This window comes from Streptomyces sp. JN8, assembly GCF_055808075.1.
The window spans coordinates 195726-210115 of record NZ_CM147852.1; the positions used below are offsets into that span (position 1 = coordinate 195726).

At 73.9% G+C, this 14390-nt stretch carries 13 protein-coding genes; 6 read left to right on the top strand and 7 right to left on the bottom strand.

Going from position 1 to position 14390, the window contains the following annotated elements:
- Positions 1-593 precede the first annotated feature (593 nt).
- Positions 594-1958: a glutamate decarboxylase gene (gene gad / locus ACY0MR_RS00970; RefSeq protein ID WP_451060820.1), complete on the bottom strand. Its 1365-nt coding sequence runs from the start codon at positions 1956-1958 to the stop codon at positions 594-596.
- Between the two features lie 277 nt (positions 1959-2235).
- On the opposite strand from gad, the gene ACY0MR_RS00975 reads away from it, so the two are divergent.
- Together ACY0MR_RS00975 and ACY0MR_RS00980 are read left to right on the top strand one after the other, a co-directional pair.
- Positions 2236-4128 carry an N-acetylmuramoyl-L-alanine amidase gene (locus tag ACY0MR_RS00975; RefSeq protein WP_473558323.1) on the top strand — a complete coding sequence of 631 codons (1893 nt, stop codon included), beginning with the start codon at positions 2236-2238 and terminating at the stop codon, positions 4126-4128.
- Between the two features lie 265 nt (positions 4129-4393).
- Positions 4394-5728, top strand: coding sequence for a cytochrome P450 (locus ACY0MR_RS00980; protein ID WP_473558325.1), 1335 nt, complete (start codon positions 4394-4396; stop codon positions 5726-5728).
- 6 nt (positions 5729-5734) lie between these two features.
- On the opposite strand, the gene ACY0MR_RS00985 is transcribed toward ACY0MR_RS00980, so the two are convergent.
- Both ACY0MR_RS00985 and ACY0MR_RS00990 read right to left on the bottom strand, forming a co-directional pair.
- A complete protein-coding gene (locus ACY0MR_RS00985) occupies positions 5735-6154 on the bottom strand; it encodes a hypothetical protein (protein WP_361851020.1) in 420 nt (139 codons plus the stop codon).
- Positions 6155-6342: 188 nt separating this feature from the next.
- On the bottom strand, positions 6343-7953 hold the full coding sequence (locus ACY0MR_RS00990; RefSeq protein ID WP_388800579.1) for an FAD-binding oxidoreductase: 1611 nt from the start codon (positions 7951-7953) through the stop codon (positions 6343-6345).
- Positions 7954-8017: 64 nt separating this feature from the next.
- On the opposite strand from ACY0MR_RS00990, the gene ACY0MR_RS00995 reads away from it, so the two are divergent.
- Entirely contained in the window at positions 8018-8647 is a 630-nt protein-coding gene (locus tag ACY0MR_RS00995; RefSeq protein ID WP_392864360.1) for a TetR/AcrR family transcriptional regulator, read from the top strand.
- A gap of 126 nt (positions 8648-8773) precedes the next feature.
- Here ACY0MR_RS00995 and ACY0MR_RS01000 read toward each other — a convergent pair whose 3' ends face one another.
- The 3 genes from ACY0MR_RS01000 to ACY0MR_RS01010 form a co-directional block, all read right to left on the bottom strand.
- The gene (locus ACY0MR_RS01000) at positions 8774-9211 is read right to left on the bottom strand and encodes a glutaredoxin domain-containing protein (protein WP_388800573.1); all 438 of its coding nucleotides are present in this window, start codon (positions 9209-9211) and stop codon (positions 8774-8776) included.
- Between the two features lie 137 nt (positions 9212-9348).
- The gene (locus ACY0MR_RS01005) at positions 9349-9702 is read right to left on the bottom strand and encodes a hypothetical protein (RefSeq protein ID WP_473558329.1); all 354 of its coding nucleotides are present in this window, start codon (positions 9700-9702) and stop codon (positions 9349-9351) included.
- 126 nt (positions 9703-9828) lie between these two features.
- Positions 9829-10431 carry a gamma carbonic anhydrase family protein gene (locus ACY0MR_RS01010; protein WP_388800567.1) on the bottom strand — a complete coding sequence of 201 codons (603 nt, stop codon included), beginning with the start codon at positions 10429-10431 and terminating at the stop codon, positions 9829-9831.
- A 269-nt stretch (positions 10432-10700) separates the two neighbouring features.
- On the opposite strand from ACY0MR_RS01010, the gene ACY0MR_RS01015 reads away from it, so the two are divergent.
- The 3 genes from ACY0MR_RS01015 to ACY0MR_RS01025 are packed head-to-tail and all read left to right on the top strand — an operon-like array spanning position 10701 to position 13181.
- Entirely contained in the window at positions 10701-11072 is a 372-nt protein-coding gene (locus ACY0MR_RS01015) for a BatC protein (RefSeq protein WP_473558332.1), read from the top strand.
- Complete coding sequence (locus tag ACY0MR_RS01020; RefSeq protein WP_473558335.1) at positions 11069-12274, top strand: cupin domain-containing protein; 1206 nt, start codon at positions 11069-11071, stop codon at positions 12272-12274. Before ACY0MR_RS01015 ends, ACY0MR_RS01020 begins: the two co-directional genes overlap by 4 nt.
- 10 nt (positions 12275-12284) lie before the next feature.
- Positions 12285-13181, top strand: a complete 897-nt coding sequence (locus ACY0MR_RS01025) for a sucrase ferredoxin (protein WP_388800558.1) — start codon at positions 12285-12287, stop codon at positions 13179-13181.
- On the opposite strand, the gene ACY0MR_RS01030 is transcribed toward ACY0MR_RS01025, so the two are convergent.
- The gene (locus ACY0MR_RS01030; protein WP_473558338.1) at positions 13151-14269 is read right to left on the bottom strand and encodes a YihY/virulence factor BrkB family protein; all 1119 of its coding nucleotides are present in this window, start codon (positions 14267-14269) and stop codon (positions 13151-13153) included. The genes ACY0MR_RS01025 and ACY0MR_RS01030 overlap by 31 nt on opposite strands.
- Positions 14270-14390: the final 121 nt, after the last annotated feature.

Below are 14390 nucleotides of genomic sequence, written 5' to 3' on the forward strand. Positions count from 1 at the left end.
GGCGGCGGACCGTGCCAGGGGTGCGGGCCCTGCGCGGGAGGCGGCCACGGCCGATGGGCGTGGTGGGGAGGTCCTGGTATGGGGTCGGACATCGTCTGCTTTCCGGGGTCTTGCCGTGCGGTGGTGCGGTCGTCCCCGCCACGGCGGGGCGGTGCGCCGAACTCGTCGTCGGCGGACGGCCCCGCCGTGGCGGGGCGTCCGGGCCTTCCGCGCGGAGGCGGACCCGTCGCACCGTGGACCGTTCACGCTGCCGAGCCCGGTGGGTGCGCGGGGTGCAAGCCTTTCACAGGCTGACTCCGGGGAGACGCCCCGGTCCCGTCGGACCGTGCCGGCGCGGAACCCCGGTCGCGGCGGGTGACGGGCACGACCTGGGCGGTGCGGACGGTGCGGGGCGCAGGGCGTCCCCGCACGACGACCCGTCGGCCCTGCGCTCCCGTCGTGCCGGCGACGCCCAGGGCCCCGACTCCCCGGGGGAGGAGGAACTGCCGTGCCTCACACGGATGTCGGTCCCGCCGTCCGTTCCCGAACCCGACTGCCCCTTGGTGCCCGGTCGTTCCCGGCTCGATCGTGCGCGGAGGGCGGCCGAGGGCCCGTCAGTATCCGGTGCCGCGCTTGACCCGGGCTCGTTCCGCGTCGTGGGTGGCGCCCTTCTCGTCCAGGGTGCGGCAGGCGTCGGCGATGTCCTGGCTCAGGCGGTCGACCTGCTCGCGGCTGAGGGTCTCCTTGACCAGGGCCCGCAGGATCTTCACGCGCTCGGCGTCGGGAGGGAGCGTGTACGCCGGGACCATCCACCCGCGTTCGGCGGAGAGCTGCCAGGCGATGTCGGACTCGTCGTAGGCGTGCCGGCCGGAGAGCCGGAAGGCCACGAGGGGCAACTGTTCGAGATCGGCTCCGATGACCTCGAAGCGTCCGCCGGCACGCAGGTTGTCCGCCAGGACGCGCGCGTTCTCCTGCATCACCTTCATGACGTAGGTGTAGCCCTGACGGCCGAGCCGTACGAAGTTGTAGTACTGCGCGAGCACCATCGACGCCCCGGTGGAGAAGTTCAGGGTGAACGTCGAGTCGGTCTTTCCCAGGTAGTTCTCGTAGAACACGAGGTCCTTGGAGAGGTCCGCCTCCTCACGGAAGATCAGCCAGCCGATGCCGGGGTAGACCAGGCCGTACTTGTGGCCCGAGACGTTGATCGAGCGGACCTGTTCGAGGCGGAAGTCCCACGGGGAATCCGGGTAGAGGAACGGCCACACGAAGGCACCGCTCGCGCCGTCCACGTGGATGGGAATGTCGAGGTCCCGCTTCTCCCGGACGTTCCGGAGGAGTTCGTCGATCCCGACGACGTCGTCCTTGTGGCCCGTGAAGGTGGTGCCGAGCACGGCGACGACGCCGATCGTGTTCTCGTCGAGACGGGGTTCGACGTCCTCGGGACCGATGGTGTACTTGCCCTCGGCGAGCGGCACGATCCGCGGTTCGACGTCGAAGTAGCGGCAGAACTTCTCCCAGACGACGTGGACGTCACCGCCGAAGACCAGATTGGGCCGGTCGGTCGGCAGGTTCGCCGCCTGGCGGCGCTCACGCCACTTCCACTTGAGCGAGAGCCCACCGAGCATGATCGCCTCGGACGAGCCCTGGGTACGGCAGCCGGCGGTGGCGCCCGGCGCGTGGAAGAGGTCGGCGAGCATACGCACGCAACGTTGCTCGATCTCGGCGGAGATGGGGTACTCGGCATGGTCGATGAAGTTGCGGTGGAGGTTCTCGGCGATGAGCCGCTGCGCTTCCGGCTCCATCCACGTCGTGACGAAGGTGGCGAGGTTGCGTTGCGGATCGCCCTCCATCGCGAGGTCGACGTCCACGAGCCGCATCGCGTCCGTCGCGGACATTCCCTCGGCGGGGAAGGTCTCCGAGGGGGCGGGCACGGTTAGGAACCGATTACCGAACAGAGCCTCGTCGTCACGCTTGGTCATGCCGGGATTCAAACAGTCCTCGCACAGGCCGACCCGAGGGACACGCCGAGGCCGAGCCGCCGGGCGCCGCCGGCCGCGTCCGCGCCGATCCCGCGCGCGCGGACGCCTCCCGTGCCCCGGTGCGGGACCGCTGCCCCGGAGCGGGACCGCTGCGCCGGTGCGGTGACGGGGCGGGGCGGGACGGGCGTGTCGGGGGGACCTGGAGACCGTCGTCACGAAGGGTCGTCATGGCCGCTCGTCGGCCGTACCCGTACCCCCACGGCGGATTGGACATGGTGTGACCAGGAGACTCAGGCCGCGCCGGAGCGCCGGCGCCGCGGGCGTCGCGGCGGCCCTCGTGTGGGGGTGTGCCACCGCGGGGACCGCCCAGCCCTCCGGCGCGACGCCGGGGCGTTTCGAGCGGGCGGCGGAGCAGGCCGCGGCGGAGTTCGGGGTCCCGAAGGCGGTACTGCTCGGCGTCAGCCACGAGTCCTCGTGGTGGGAGCACCACGACGGCCGGCCGAGCACCAAGGGCGGTTACGGTCCGATGCATCTGACGGACACGACGTCCGGGCACGGGTACGCGCATCGTCCGGGCGAAGGGCCGGTGGATTCCACGGGCACCGACGACCCCTCGGAGCACACGGTGCAGGCCGCCGCGGCGCTGATCGGCGTCGCGCCCGCCGCCGTCAGGCGGGACGAGCGGCAGAACCTCCGCGGAGGCGCCGCTCTGCTCGCCTCGTACCAGCGGCGGGCCACCGCTACCGCGTCGGCCGACCCCGGCGACTGGTACGGGGCCGTGGCGCGCTACAGCCAGGCGGCCGACACGGCCACGGCCGAAAGGTTCGCCGAGGGGGTGTTCGCGGTGATCCGCGGCGGGAAGGAGCGGGTGCGCGAGGATGGCCAGAAGGTGTCTCTCGCGAAGTCCCCGTCGGTGCGTCCGGCCAGGTCGCAGCTGGCGTCGCTCGGCCTGCGGACGTCGGACGCGGCGGTGTCGGAGTGCCCTCGCACGCTGAACTGCCGATTCGTGCCCGCCGCCGCCTCGAACTACCAGGTGTCCAGGCGGAACTCGAACGGTCTGGACGTCGACTACATCGTCATCCACGACCTCGAAGGGTCCTACGACGGCGGAGTCAGCTGGTTCCAGGATCCCGCCAGCGGGGCTTCCGCCCACTACGTGCTGAAGGCCGACGGCAGCGCGGCCACACAGATGGTCGCCACCAAGGACATCGCCTTCCACGCCGGCAACTACTGGACCAACCTGCACGGGGTCGGCATCGAGCTGGAGGGGTACGCCGCCCAGGGGCCCACCTGGTTCACCCCGGCCCAGTACGCGGCGACGGCCGAGCTGGTCGTCTACCTGGCGCGGCGGTTCGGGGTTCCGCTCGACCGGCAGCACGTCATCGGGCACGACAACGTCATGCCGCCGAGGCCGTCCCGCGCACCGGACGCGCATTGGGACCCGGGCCCCTACTGGGACTGGGAGAGGTTCATGTCCCTCCTCCACGCCGGTACCTCCCGGGAGCACGCGGCCGAGCGTACGGGTACGGCCGCTCCCCTCGCCGTCGGTCAGGCGGTCGCGATCGCCCCGGCCTACGCCGAGAACGCGCAGACGGTGACGGTGTGCGCCCCGACCTGCCGGGCCCGTACGCAGCCGTCGAACTTCGTCTACGTGCGCACCGAGCCGCGCGTCGGCGCTCCGCTCGTCCCCGACCTCGCTCTGCGCCCGGACGGGTCGGCGGGAAGCGACCGCATCGACGACTGGGGTTCCACGGCGATGTGGGGGCAGGAGTTCGTGGTCGCCGAGGTGCGCGGGGACTGGACGGCGATCTGGTTCGGCGGGCGGAAGGGGTGGATCCACAACCCGGGGGGCGTGAACACCCGTCCGGCTCCGCAGGCGCGGATCGTCCGTCCCGCGGGCGGGATGACGTCGGTCTCCGTCTACACCACGGCCTACCCGCGTGCCGCGGAGTACCCGCGGGGTCTGCCCGCGTCGGAGCAGACGCCGTTCTCCATGTACGCGTTCCCCCGGGGGCAGGCGTACGTGGCCGCCGCCGCGTCGGTGCGGGCGGACGACTTCTTCCCGGCCACGCCCTCGCGGTCAGAAGCCGTGGTCACCGGCGCCCAGACGTACGAAGTGATCCAGTACAACCGCCGCCTGGCGACCGTGAGCACGGCGGAGACGGACTGAGGGAGCGGCAGGCCCGGGCATCGGGGCGGCGGGCCCCGCGGTGCGACGCCGTCGGCGCGCACGGCGACGGCCAAACGCCTGAGCGGCTGCGGCTGCGGCTGCGGCTGCGGCTGCGGCTGCGGCTGCGGCTGCGGCTGCGGCTGCGGCTGCGGCTGCGGCTGCGGGTACCCCGTATCGGGTCCGCGTCCCGCACGACGCCGGTGTCGGGTGACGCGGAGCACAGGCCGACCGGTACGTACCCGTTCGCGTGCTAGCGTCCGCCACCGTGACCACCGCCTCCCGCGCCGCCACGGCCCCTCGGGGCACGGTCGGCACCTGCCCCTCCGCTCACGCGGCGCCGCCGTCCGGCCCGGAGGATCCGCTGGAGCTGCTCGACCTGTTCGGCGAGGGCTTCGTCCAGGACCCGTACCCCTGGCTGGACCGCCTGCGGTCCGAAGCCCCGGTGTACCGGGACGCCGCCACCGGGCTCTGGCTCGTGAGCCGGTACGAGGACATCCGGCGGGTCCTGCTCGAGCCGGCGGCGTTCCTCCCCGACAACGCCCAGCACGCGGTCACGCCCCTCGGCGTGCCGGCGCTGCGCCGGCTCGCGCGAGCGGGCTTCCGGTTGGGTCCCGCCCTCGCCAACAACGCGACCGACACTCATCCCGGGCTTCGCCGCGCCGTCACGCGGTTCTTCAACGCCCGCCGGGTGGAGGCTGCGGTTCCGGTGATCGAGCGGATCGCCGACGAGCTGCTCGGCACGGTCCGGGCGGAGCTCGACGTCACCGGGACGAGCGACCTGTTCCGGGCGTTCGCGCACACCCTGCCCTGTCGGGTGATGATGGAGCTTCTCGGCGTCCAGGGGCTTGACGCGGACACTCTGGTCCGCTGGAGCGATGCCTCGCTCGAGCTCTTCTGGGGGCGCCCCTCGGCGGACCGTCAGCTCGAACTGGCCGATCTCGTGGCGGAGTTCCACACCTGGCTCACGGAACTCGTCGGCGACGGGTCCACGCCCGCGGACAGTTTCGTCGGGGCGCTGGCCCGCCACCGCCTGCCCGACGGCGGTCTGCTCGACCCGCGGACGGCGGTCAGCGCGTGCTTCTTCGTCTTCGTCGCCGGGCAGTCCACGACCGGCCAGCTCATCTCCACCGTCCTGCACCGCGCCCTCGCCGAACCGGGGCTGTGGCCGCGGCCGGCCGGGCAGGCGGGCCTGGCCGAGGAGTGGGTCGAGGAGGTCCTGCGGAGGGAGCCGCCGGTCACCTCGTGGCGCCGGGTCACCGCCCGCCCCGTGGAGCTCGGCGGGGTCGCGCTCCCCGCCGGTGCCGGTCTCCTGCTGATGCTCATGGGCAGCGGCTCCGATCCCGACGTCTTCACCGACCCCGGGCGGATGATCCCCGGCCGCGCCGACGTCCGCCACCACCTCGCCTTCGGTGTGGGGCGCCACCGCTGCCCGGGGGCCTCCCTGGCGCGCACGGAGGCGGCCGTGGCCCTCCGGGCGGCCGCCCGCCACCTCCCGTCCGTCCGGCTCGCGCATGACGCGGCCCCTACGCCGACCCTGGGGCTGCTCTCGTTCCGCGCGCCGCTGCGCGTCCCGGTCGTGCTGCCGCGGCGGCCGTCCTGAAGCGGGTCAGAGTCCCGTCGGGTCGGTGTCGCAGCTCGCGCGACGGCGGCCGATGGTGACCAGGGCGTCCCAGAGGGCGTCGGTCTCCCCGCGGCGGATCTCGTGGATCGCTCCGTCGACGGGCTCGGCTCCCGGTCCCAGCGGGCGGTCGGGTTCGCCGGCGTCGCGGCGCAGGACGATCCCGGTGGGCGGGTCGAAGGCGCGCAGGTCCCGCAGGAGGCGGTAGCGGGCGAGGTCGGCCTCGGGGCGGGGCAGGTGCCGGGTGATCACCGCGATGTCGGGCAGCAGCACGCGGGCCTGTGCCAGCGCGATGTGGGGTTCGAAGGCGTGGGCGACGATGCGGAAGTGCGGGCTGGAGTGGACCCGGGCACGCACCGACTCCAGCTCGTCGCCCTCGGGCAGGCCTGCGATCAGCACAGTCATCATCAGGGCCATTGTCCCCCCGACCGGCCGCGGGCGCCTCGTCGTGGCGGCCCGGTGCCTCCGCGGGCGGTCGGCGTCCGGTCACCCGGCGCCCCCGGCGCGCCGCCCGTACCGGGAGCTGCCCCACTCCCCCGCCGCCTGTCCGGGCGCGGCGGGGGCAGTCCCGGTACGGGCGGGGTGAGGGCCGTGCCTCAGTCCACCAGTACCCCCGGGTTGAGGATGCCGTGCGGGTCGAGCGCTCCCTTCGCGGCGCGGAGGGCCAGGGCGAACGGTTCCGGGCGCTGGCGGTCGTAGCCGGGCCGGTGGTCGCGGCCGACGGCGTGGTGGTGGGTGATGGTGGCCCGGTGCCGCTGGAGCACCTCGCCCGCCACGGTCTTCAGCTCGTCCCAGAGGGCGACCTCGTCCCCGGGGCGCCCCGCGGCGAGCACGGTGAAGTAGGGCGCCGCCCCGTCGGGGTACACGTGCGTGAGGCGGCAGTTGACGGTGGCCGGGTGTCCCGAGATCTTGAGCGCCGCCTCGCCGACCGTCCTGCGGACGTCCTCGACGAGGGCGGGGACGCGGTCCCAGGTGGCGGCCGTCTCGAAGGTCTCGGCGACGGCGCCCATCCGTGCGAGGCCGTCCCGCAGGTAGGGCATGCGCAGGAACGCCGACCGCCAGGCGCTCACCGCCTCGTCCCCGCGGGCGCCGCCTCCGCGGGCCGCGGGCGGCTCGTGCCGCCCGCCGTGGGAGCGGGCCAGGTCGACGGCCTGGGCGAGCCGGGTGTCGACCGGGGCGTCGGCGGACTCGAAGCCCAGGACGAGGACGGACGAGCCGTCCTTCGCGGCGCCCGCGAGCGCGGCCTCGCCGGAGTCGAGGAGCCGGCAGTTGGCGGGGGCGAGGTCGGACTGCGCCAGGGCGCGTACGGCCTCCAGCGCGGCTCCGAAGTCGGTGAAGGCGAGCGAGGCGGACGCCTTGTGGACCGGGCGGGCCTGGAGCCGTACCCAGGCCTCGGTGATGATGCCGAGCGCGCCTTCGGATCCGAGGAACAGGCGGTCCGGCGAGGGGCCCGCGCCCGAGGCGGGCAGCCGCCAGGACTCCGAGGTGCCGGCGGGGGTGACGACCCGCATCGACTGGACGAAGTCGTCGATGTGCGTGCGGCCGGTGGCGTAGTGGCCTCCGGCCCGGGTCGCGAGCCAGCCGCCGAGGGTGGAGAACTCGAAGCTCTGCGGGAAGTGCCGGAGCGTCAGACCGTGCGGCCGCAGCTGGTTCTCCAGGCCGGGTCCGAGCGTGCCCGCCTGGATGCGGGCGGCCCTGCCCTCGGAGTCGACCTCCAGCACCCGGTTCATCCTCGTCAGGTCGAGGGAGAGCACCGCGCGGTGGCGGTCGCCGCGGTACTCGACGCCGCCGACCACGGAGGATCCCCCGCCGAAGGGCACGACGGCGACTCCGTGCTCGCCGGCCCAGTTCAGGAGGTCGGTCACCTCCCGCTCCCGGCTGGGGAACGCGACGAGGTCGGGGATGCGGCCGGGGCGGCCGCGCAGGGCGCGCGCGACGTCCCGGTAGGCCTTGCCCATGGCGTGCGCCGCGCGCCGGGCCGGGTCGGTGCCGATCAGCCGCTCCAGGCTCGCGGGGGGTTGGACGGCGGGGGCCCCGATGCCCAGATCGGCGACGCGGGGAACGGGCAGCGGGCGCGCGAGGGTCCCGGGCAGCAGGGCGCCCATCGCCGTGCACTCGGCGTCGTCCGGGTGGGCGCTCTCCCATCCCCAGCCCCACCAGGAGCGGACGGGGGCGGAGGGGGTCGACTGCGTCGTCGTGCCGGGCATGGGCGCTCCAGGGACAGCGAGTGAATTTACCAAGGGGTAAATTACTTACTGATAATATTCGCGCATGGCAACCCCTCGATCGAAGGCCGGCACCAAGGGCGTCCCCCGGCACCTGCGTCGCCGGCAGATGCTGGAGGCCGCCACGCAGGAGTTCGCGCACCGCGGTTTCGCCGCTGCCTCCCTGGCCGTCGTCGCGGAACGCGTCGGGGTCACCAAGACGCTGCTGCACCAGTACTTCGGCACCAAGGAGGACCTGTACGTCGCCTGCCTGACGCCGATCGGGGACGAGCTCCTCGACACGATGCGTACGGCGATCGGCGAGGCGGGCGCAACCCCCGGCACACCCCTGCGGGTGCTCCGCGCGCTCTTCACCGCACTGGAAGGACGCCGGGAGGCCTGGTTCGTGCTCTACGACCGCACCCTGCCGCCCGGCGGGGAGGCCGCCCGGGCGGCGGGCGCCTACTGGGCCGCCGTCGACGCCCTCGCGGCCGACGGCACCGCCGAGTTGCTGCGCGCCTCCGGCTCCACCGACCCCCTGGACGCGGACGCGCTCCGGCACGTCTGGACGGATCTGGTCGGCACCCTCGTCCGCTGGTGGGTCAAGCATCCCGAGGAGACGCCGGAGGCCATGACCCGGCGCTGCACGCGCCTCTTCGCCGTAGCCGCGGCCCTCGCGGCCGCCCCCACGACCTGACCCGGACATCGACGGCACCGGAGCGCGGGGAGTACGTCCGATGCCGGTGTCACACCGACGTCCACCACACCGACGTCACCGGACGGACGTCCGGCACGGTGGCGGCGACCCGGCCGGCGCAGCCGGTCAGCGGGAACGACCGAGCTGGTCCCGTACCCAGGCCGGGTCGGGATTGGTGTAGGGCCGACCGCCAATGACGACGGTCGGCACCGTCTCGTTGCCGTCGTTGACGGCCCTCACCTCCGCCGCGCCCGCCGCGTCACGCCAGATGTTCACCCAGTGCATCTTCCGGGCGCTGCGCCCCAACCTCATGCGCAGCCGCATGCAGAACGGGCAGCCCGGCCTCCAGTAGACGATCGGCCGACCGTCCTCCGCGCTGCGGCGCTGCGCCTCCGGGGCGGTGAGCGACCTCGGGAAGAGCACGGGAGAGTTCGTCGCGGCCAGCAGCAGGAACACCACGAGCAGCGCCACCGCCTCGCCGGGACGTTCCTTGCGCAGGAGTCCGGTCGCCACGGCCGAACCGCAGAGCACGAGCAGGACCGGCACAACCCACACACGCATCATGCGACGCAGGCTATCGGCCCGGCGGAGACCGCCGTCAGGATGGTCCGGTCCCCCACCGCACGCAGAGGCTGACCGCCCTCTCTCGTCGGCGCCGCCCCGGCCCGCGGTCCACCGCCGGGCAGCGCCGGACGGCCTCCTCACGGCCTGAGCCGGCCCTGCTGCGCGTCGAAGCAGATCAGCCCCATCGACTCGGCCACGGCAGCCGCATGGGTCGACGCCTCCTCGGCCATGCTCCACCGCAGGGGAAAGTAGATCAGCGGACCGCTCGCCTCACCGAGCAGCGGACTCGTCGACCAGGGCGAGGTGCCCTCCACGTCCTCGGAGAGGTCGCACCACCGTTCGAGCAGCGCGGACACGTAGGCCGCGATCCGTGCGGTCGGCGGCTCTCCCGCCCCGACGACGTAGCGGTCGTACAGCTCGTCGAAGACCCGGCCGGCGGTCTTGTCGTCCGCCGGTCGATCGCCATCCCAGACAGCCAGGTTGTAGCTCATGTCCGGAGGCTCTCACACGGCTCCGACAAGGGGGCGCCCCCCGGATTCGAGAGCCCTGAAACGAGGCCGCACCGGGCGAAGTCTCCGACGCCCGGAGCAGGTTGCGCCTGCGCGTGTCCGTGGTGATCAGATCGGTTCGTCGTCACGGTGGCGGGCCAGGCCGCGGCCGAAGCGGTCGGCGATGCCGGGCATGAGGCTCTCGCCGGCGGGCGGGCGCTCCAGGCCGAAGACGTAGCCGGGGAAGTCCAGTTCCTTCTGCACCGACCAGATCTCCTCGTGCTCCCCCGGCGGGAGGATGCGCGCGGGATCGCCGACGGCGACCCAGCCGATCGGGACCAGGGAGTCGGCGGGCAGGACGGTGCGCAGATGCACGATGCCGTTGATCCGGACCTCGGAGCGGACACCGATCCGGGCCCCGTTGAAGACACGGCTTCCGGTGGCCAGGAAGACCTCGTCCTCGACCCGGCAGCCGCTCAGGTAGGAGGTGGGGCCCACCAGGACCTGCCGTCCCACGGTCAGCGGATCGCGCCGGGTACCGCGCAGGACCGCGTTCTCCATGACGATGCTGCTCTCCCCCAGCTCCACCGGTCCGCCCTCGGCGGTCAGCACCGCGCCGAAGAGGACGCGGCAGCCCGCCCCCACGCGCACGTCTCCGCACAGCGTGGCGGTCGGGGCGACGTAGGCCGTGGGGTGGACGGACGGGGAGCGACCCTCATGGGCGATCAGCATGCCCGCGATCATGCCGCAACCCGAGGGCCGGCGTCTGCCCGTCGTGAGCGGGCGCGGCGGACGTTCGGCGCGCGCACGGCGGCTCGCCGCGGCCTCGGTGGCCCTTCGCCCGCCGTCGGCGGCCCCTCGACCGCATCTCCGCCGCCCGCCGGCCCGGTGCTCGCCCGGACGGCCGCTCCGGTTGCCGCTGCCCCCTGGGTGGGTGAGCGTGGACAGAGGGTCCGGATCCGGACCTCCCCTCATCGATCGTCCCTTCCTCAGGAGGAACCATGGCGCACGCCGAGCAGGACCCGAACCAGCAGGAAGGTCCGGCGGACGGCGGCGCCGTCGGCACGCCCGGCGTCCACGACGGGGGCGCCGACGGAGGAGCCGACGGAGGCGCGGACAGCGGTGCCGAAGGTCCGGCGGACGGCGGCGCGGCCGGCAAGCCCGGCGTGCACGACGGCGGCGCCGACGGCGGGGCTGACGGCGGCTCTGACGGCGGTGCCGACAGCGGTGCCGAAGGTCCGGCGGACGGCGGCGCGGCCGGCAAGCCCGGCGTGCACGACGGCGGCGCCGACGGAGGAGCCGACGGAGGTGGCGACGGCGGCGCCGACGGAGGAGCCGACGGTGGTGCCGGCAGGACCGGCGGCGGCGTTTGAGCACCGTCCCCACGACGCTTCGGGACACGACCGCGGATTCCGGCGGGCGTGTCCTGGAGTCGTGTCTGATCGGCATCCGGCGCGAGGAGTTCGCCCGGGACGTCTGGGGGCGCACTCCGCTGCTGACCCGCGGAGCCGGTGACTTCTCGGGTCTGTTCTCGGCCGCCGCCGTGGACGAGCTGGTCTCCCGGCGCGGGTTGCGCACCCCGTTCCTCCGCGTCGCGAAGGGCGGCACGACGGCCCCCGAGTCGTCGTACACGTCCCCGGGGGGAGTCGGCGCTTCCGTTGCGGACCAGCTGGACGACACGGCCCTGTGGCGGAGCTTCGCCGACGGCAGCACGCTGGTACTCCAGGCACTGCAGCGCACCTGGCAGCCGGTCATGGAGTTCGCCTCCCGGCTCGGTACGGAACTGGGCCACCCCGTGCAGGCCAACGCCTACGTCACGCCGCCGCAGAACCGCGGCTTCGACGACCACTACGACGTCCACGACGTGTTCGTCCTCCAGGTGACCGGCGCCAAGCGGTGGATCGTCCACGAGCCGGTGCACCCCGACCCGCTGCGGGACCAGCCGTGGACCGCTCACCGCGCCGCGGTCGCCGAGGCCGCGCTCGGAGAGGCGTACCTCGACACGGTGCTCGAACCCGGTGACGTCCTCTACCTGCCGCGCGGCTGGCTGCACGCCGCCGAAGCGCTGGGTGACGTGTCGATCCATCTGACGCTCGGGGTCCACACGTGGACGCGGCACGCGCTGGCGGAGCAACTCGCCGAGGCCGCACTGGCGTTGCTGCGGGAGGACCCGGAGATGCGCGGCTCCCTTCCGCTGGGCGTGGAAGGCCCGGGCGAGGCGCTGTCCTTCGTACGGCGGCGTCTCGCCGCGGCGCTCGACGAGGCGGACCCCACTCCCCTGTTCCACGCGACCCGCCGCGGCCAGGCGCGCCCGGCTCCCATGGGACCGCTGGCGCAGCTGGGTGTGCTCCAGGGGCTCGCGCCCGACACCCCGGTGCGGCTTCGCGCGGCGCTGGACGCCAGGCTGCTCGGCCGGCGTCTCGCCACCCGTGTCGGGTGGCTCGACTTCCCGGAGCGGGACCTCGCGTCGGTGCTCCGGATCCTCGACGGCGGCACCCACGCCGCCGGCGCCCTCGGTCTCCCCTTCGTCGAGCGGCTGCTCCGCGCCGGCGTGCTGGTGCCCGCCGCGTCATGAGACGGGCCCGATGACGACGCCCGCCCGGTTCTTCTGCGCCGACGCCGCCCGCCTGCGGGGCGACCCGATGGCGGGCACGGCGCCGTACGGTTCGGCCTGGGTCCTCATCGAGTACCGCGCGGGCTGGCCGTCGAACGGTTTCGACGGCCTCGGCATCGAGCCCGAGGTGAAGGCGCGGGTGTTCGCGGCGGCGCGGGCGGAGCGCGCCCGTGTACTGCTGATCAGGCGTCACGGGCGCAGCCGGCCGGACGTGCCCCCGCGGTGGGCGGTCCTCCGGTACGACGGTGCGGGCGCGCACCGGCAGGCGTGGGGCACCTGGCACCACGACAGGGACCTGGGGGACGTCGTCACCGCGCTGGGAGGGCCGGGCGAGCCGGGCCGCCCTCCCGTCGTCCTCGTCTGCACCCACGGCCCCCACGATCCCTGCTGCGCCGTCCGGGGCCGTCCGGTGGCGGGCGCGTTGAGCGAGGTCTGGCCGGAGATGGTGTGGGAGTGCACGCACGTGGGGGGCGACCGGTTCGCCGCGAACGTCCTCGTCGCGCCCGACGGCGTCTACTACGGCGGTCTCGACGCCCGTTCGGCGGTCGCGGTGGTCGAGGAGCACCTGGCCGACCGCATCCGCCCCGACCACCTGCGCGGGTACACCGACCTGGTCCCGCCCCAGCAGGCCGCCCTGTCCGCGGTGCTCCACCACACGGGTCCGTCGGGACGGCACGACTACGTGATCGAGGAGACGGTCCGCGACGAGAACCGCTGGCGCATCCACGTCGCCGGGCGGCTCGCCGGACTGTCCGCCTTCGAGGTCGAGATCCGGGCGCATCGCGCACCGCCGCACCGGCTGACCTGCCGCGGCGTCTCCCCCGGCTCGGCGGTCTCCTACGAGGTCACGTCGCTCCGCCCCGGCTGACCCGTCCCGTCCCCCGCCGTCCGCTGCGGGTCCGGGCAGTCCTCGTCCCCCTGCTGCGGATCCGGACAGTCCTCGTCCGTCCACGCCCGGGTGTCCCTGGGGGCGACGTAGGGCTCCTCGTCCCGGGGGTGGCCGCCCGCGATGGCGCGCTGGCGGCTCATCTCGGCGTCGAACTCCAGGCCCAGGAGAACGGCCAGGTTGGTGATCCACAGCCAGACGAGGAAGACGATCACGCCGGCCACGGTGCCGTACGTCTTGTTGTACGAGCCGAAGTTCGCGACGTAGAAGGCGAAGCCGGCGGAGGCGATCATCCAGAGGACGAGCGCGAGGAGGCTGCCGGGGCTGATCCACTGGAAGCCGCGGCCCTTCGTGTTCGGCGCGGCCCAGTACAACAGGGCGATCATCGCGGTGACGAGGAGCACCAGGACCGGCCACTTCGCGATCGACCACACCGTCATCGTGGTGGCGCCGATCCCGAGGGAGTCGCCCGCCTGCTGCGCCAGACCGCCGGTGAGGACGACGATGAGCGCGCTGGCGACGAGCAGGAGCATGAGCGCCACCGTCAGGCCGAAGCGCAGCGGGAGGACCTTCCACACGGGTCGGCCCTCCGGCATGTCGTAGACGGCGTTCGACGCCCGGATGAACGCGCCGATGTACCCCGAGGCGGACCAGACGGCGAGGACCAGTCCGACGAGCGCCGTGACCGACCCCAGGCCGCTGTTCCCCTGGAGCTGCTCCACCGCGTCCGTGATCACATCGCGCGCGGGGCCGGGTGCGAGCCTCCGGAGGTTGTCGAGCACCTCCTGGGTGGCCGACTCCCCCGCGATGCCCAGGAGGCTCACGAGGGCGAGGAGGGCGGGGAAGATCGCCAGGATGCCGTAGTAGGTGAGCGCCGCCGCGCGGTCGGTCAGCTCGTCCTTCCCGAACTCCCTGACGACGCCCCGCAGTACGGCCTTCCAGGAGTCCCCCGCCAGCTGGGAGGGCCTGTCGGGCGCCCGCTCCGCGACCTGGTCGGACGGCCCCGCGGTGGCGCAGTCTCCGGTGGCGGGCCGCGGGTGCCCCGGCTCGGGCTTCGTCGTTGCCTTCATGGACTGCGACTTACCGCCGGAGGTCGTTCCATGCCGCCGGGACGGGCGCGGGTACCCGCACGTCGCGGGTGTCCCCTCCCGCCGGGGCCGTCGTCTGTGGGGCCGGACGTCCCGCTCCCGT

Excerpts from the sequence above, each read along its gene's own strand:
- ACY0MR_RS00995 (WP_392864360.1), top strand. The coding sequence starts at position 8,018 with ATGGCAACCCCTCGATCGAAGGCCGGCACCAAGGGCGTCCCCCGGCAC.
- ACY0MR_RS01025 (WP_388800558.1), top strand. The coding sequence starts at position 12,285 with ATGACGACGCCCGCCCGGTTCTTCTGCGCCGACGCCGCCCGCCTGCGG.
- ACY0MR_RS01030 (WP_473558338.1), bottom strand. The coding sequence starts at position 14,269 with ATGAAGGCAACGACGAAGCCCGAGCCGGGGCACCCGCGGCCCGCCACC.
- ACY0MR_RS01005 (WP_473558329.1), bottom strand. The coding sequence starts at position 9,702 with ATGAGCTACAACCTGGCTGTCTGGGATGGCGATCGACCGGCGGACGAC.
- ACY0MR_RS01010 (WP_388800567.1), bottom strand. The coding sequence starts at position 10,431 with ATGCTGATCGCCCATGAGGGTCGCTCCCCGTCCGTCCACCCCACGGCC.
- ACY0MR_RS01015 (WP_473558332.1), top strand. The coding sequence starts at position 10,701 with ATGGCGCACGCCGAGCAGGACCCGAACCAGCAGGAAGGTCCGGCGGAC.
- ACY0MR_RS00985 (WP_361851020.1), bottom strand. The coding sequence starts at position 6,154 with ATGATGACTGTGCTGATCGCAGGCCTGCCCGAGGGCGACGAGCTGGAG.
- ACY0MR_RS00990 (WP_388800579.1), bottom strand. The coding sequence starts at position 7,953 with ATGCCCGGCACGACGACGCAGTCGACCCCCTCCGCCCCCGTCCGCTCC.
- ACY0MR_RS01000 (WP_388800573.1), bottom strand. The coding sequence starts at position 9,211 with ATGATGCGTGTGTGGGTTGTGCCGGTCCTGCTCGTGCTCTGCGGTTCG.
- gad (WP_451060820.1), bottom strand. The coding sequence starts at position 1,958 with ATGACCAAGCGTGACGACGAGGCTCTGTTCGGTAATCGGTTCCTAACC.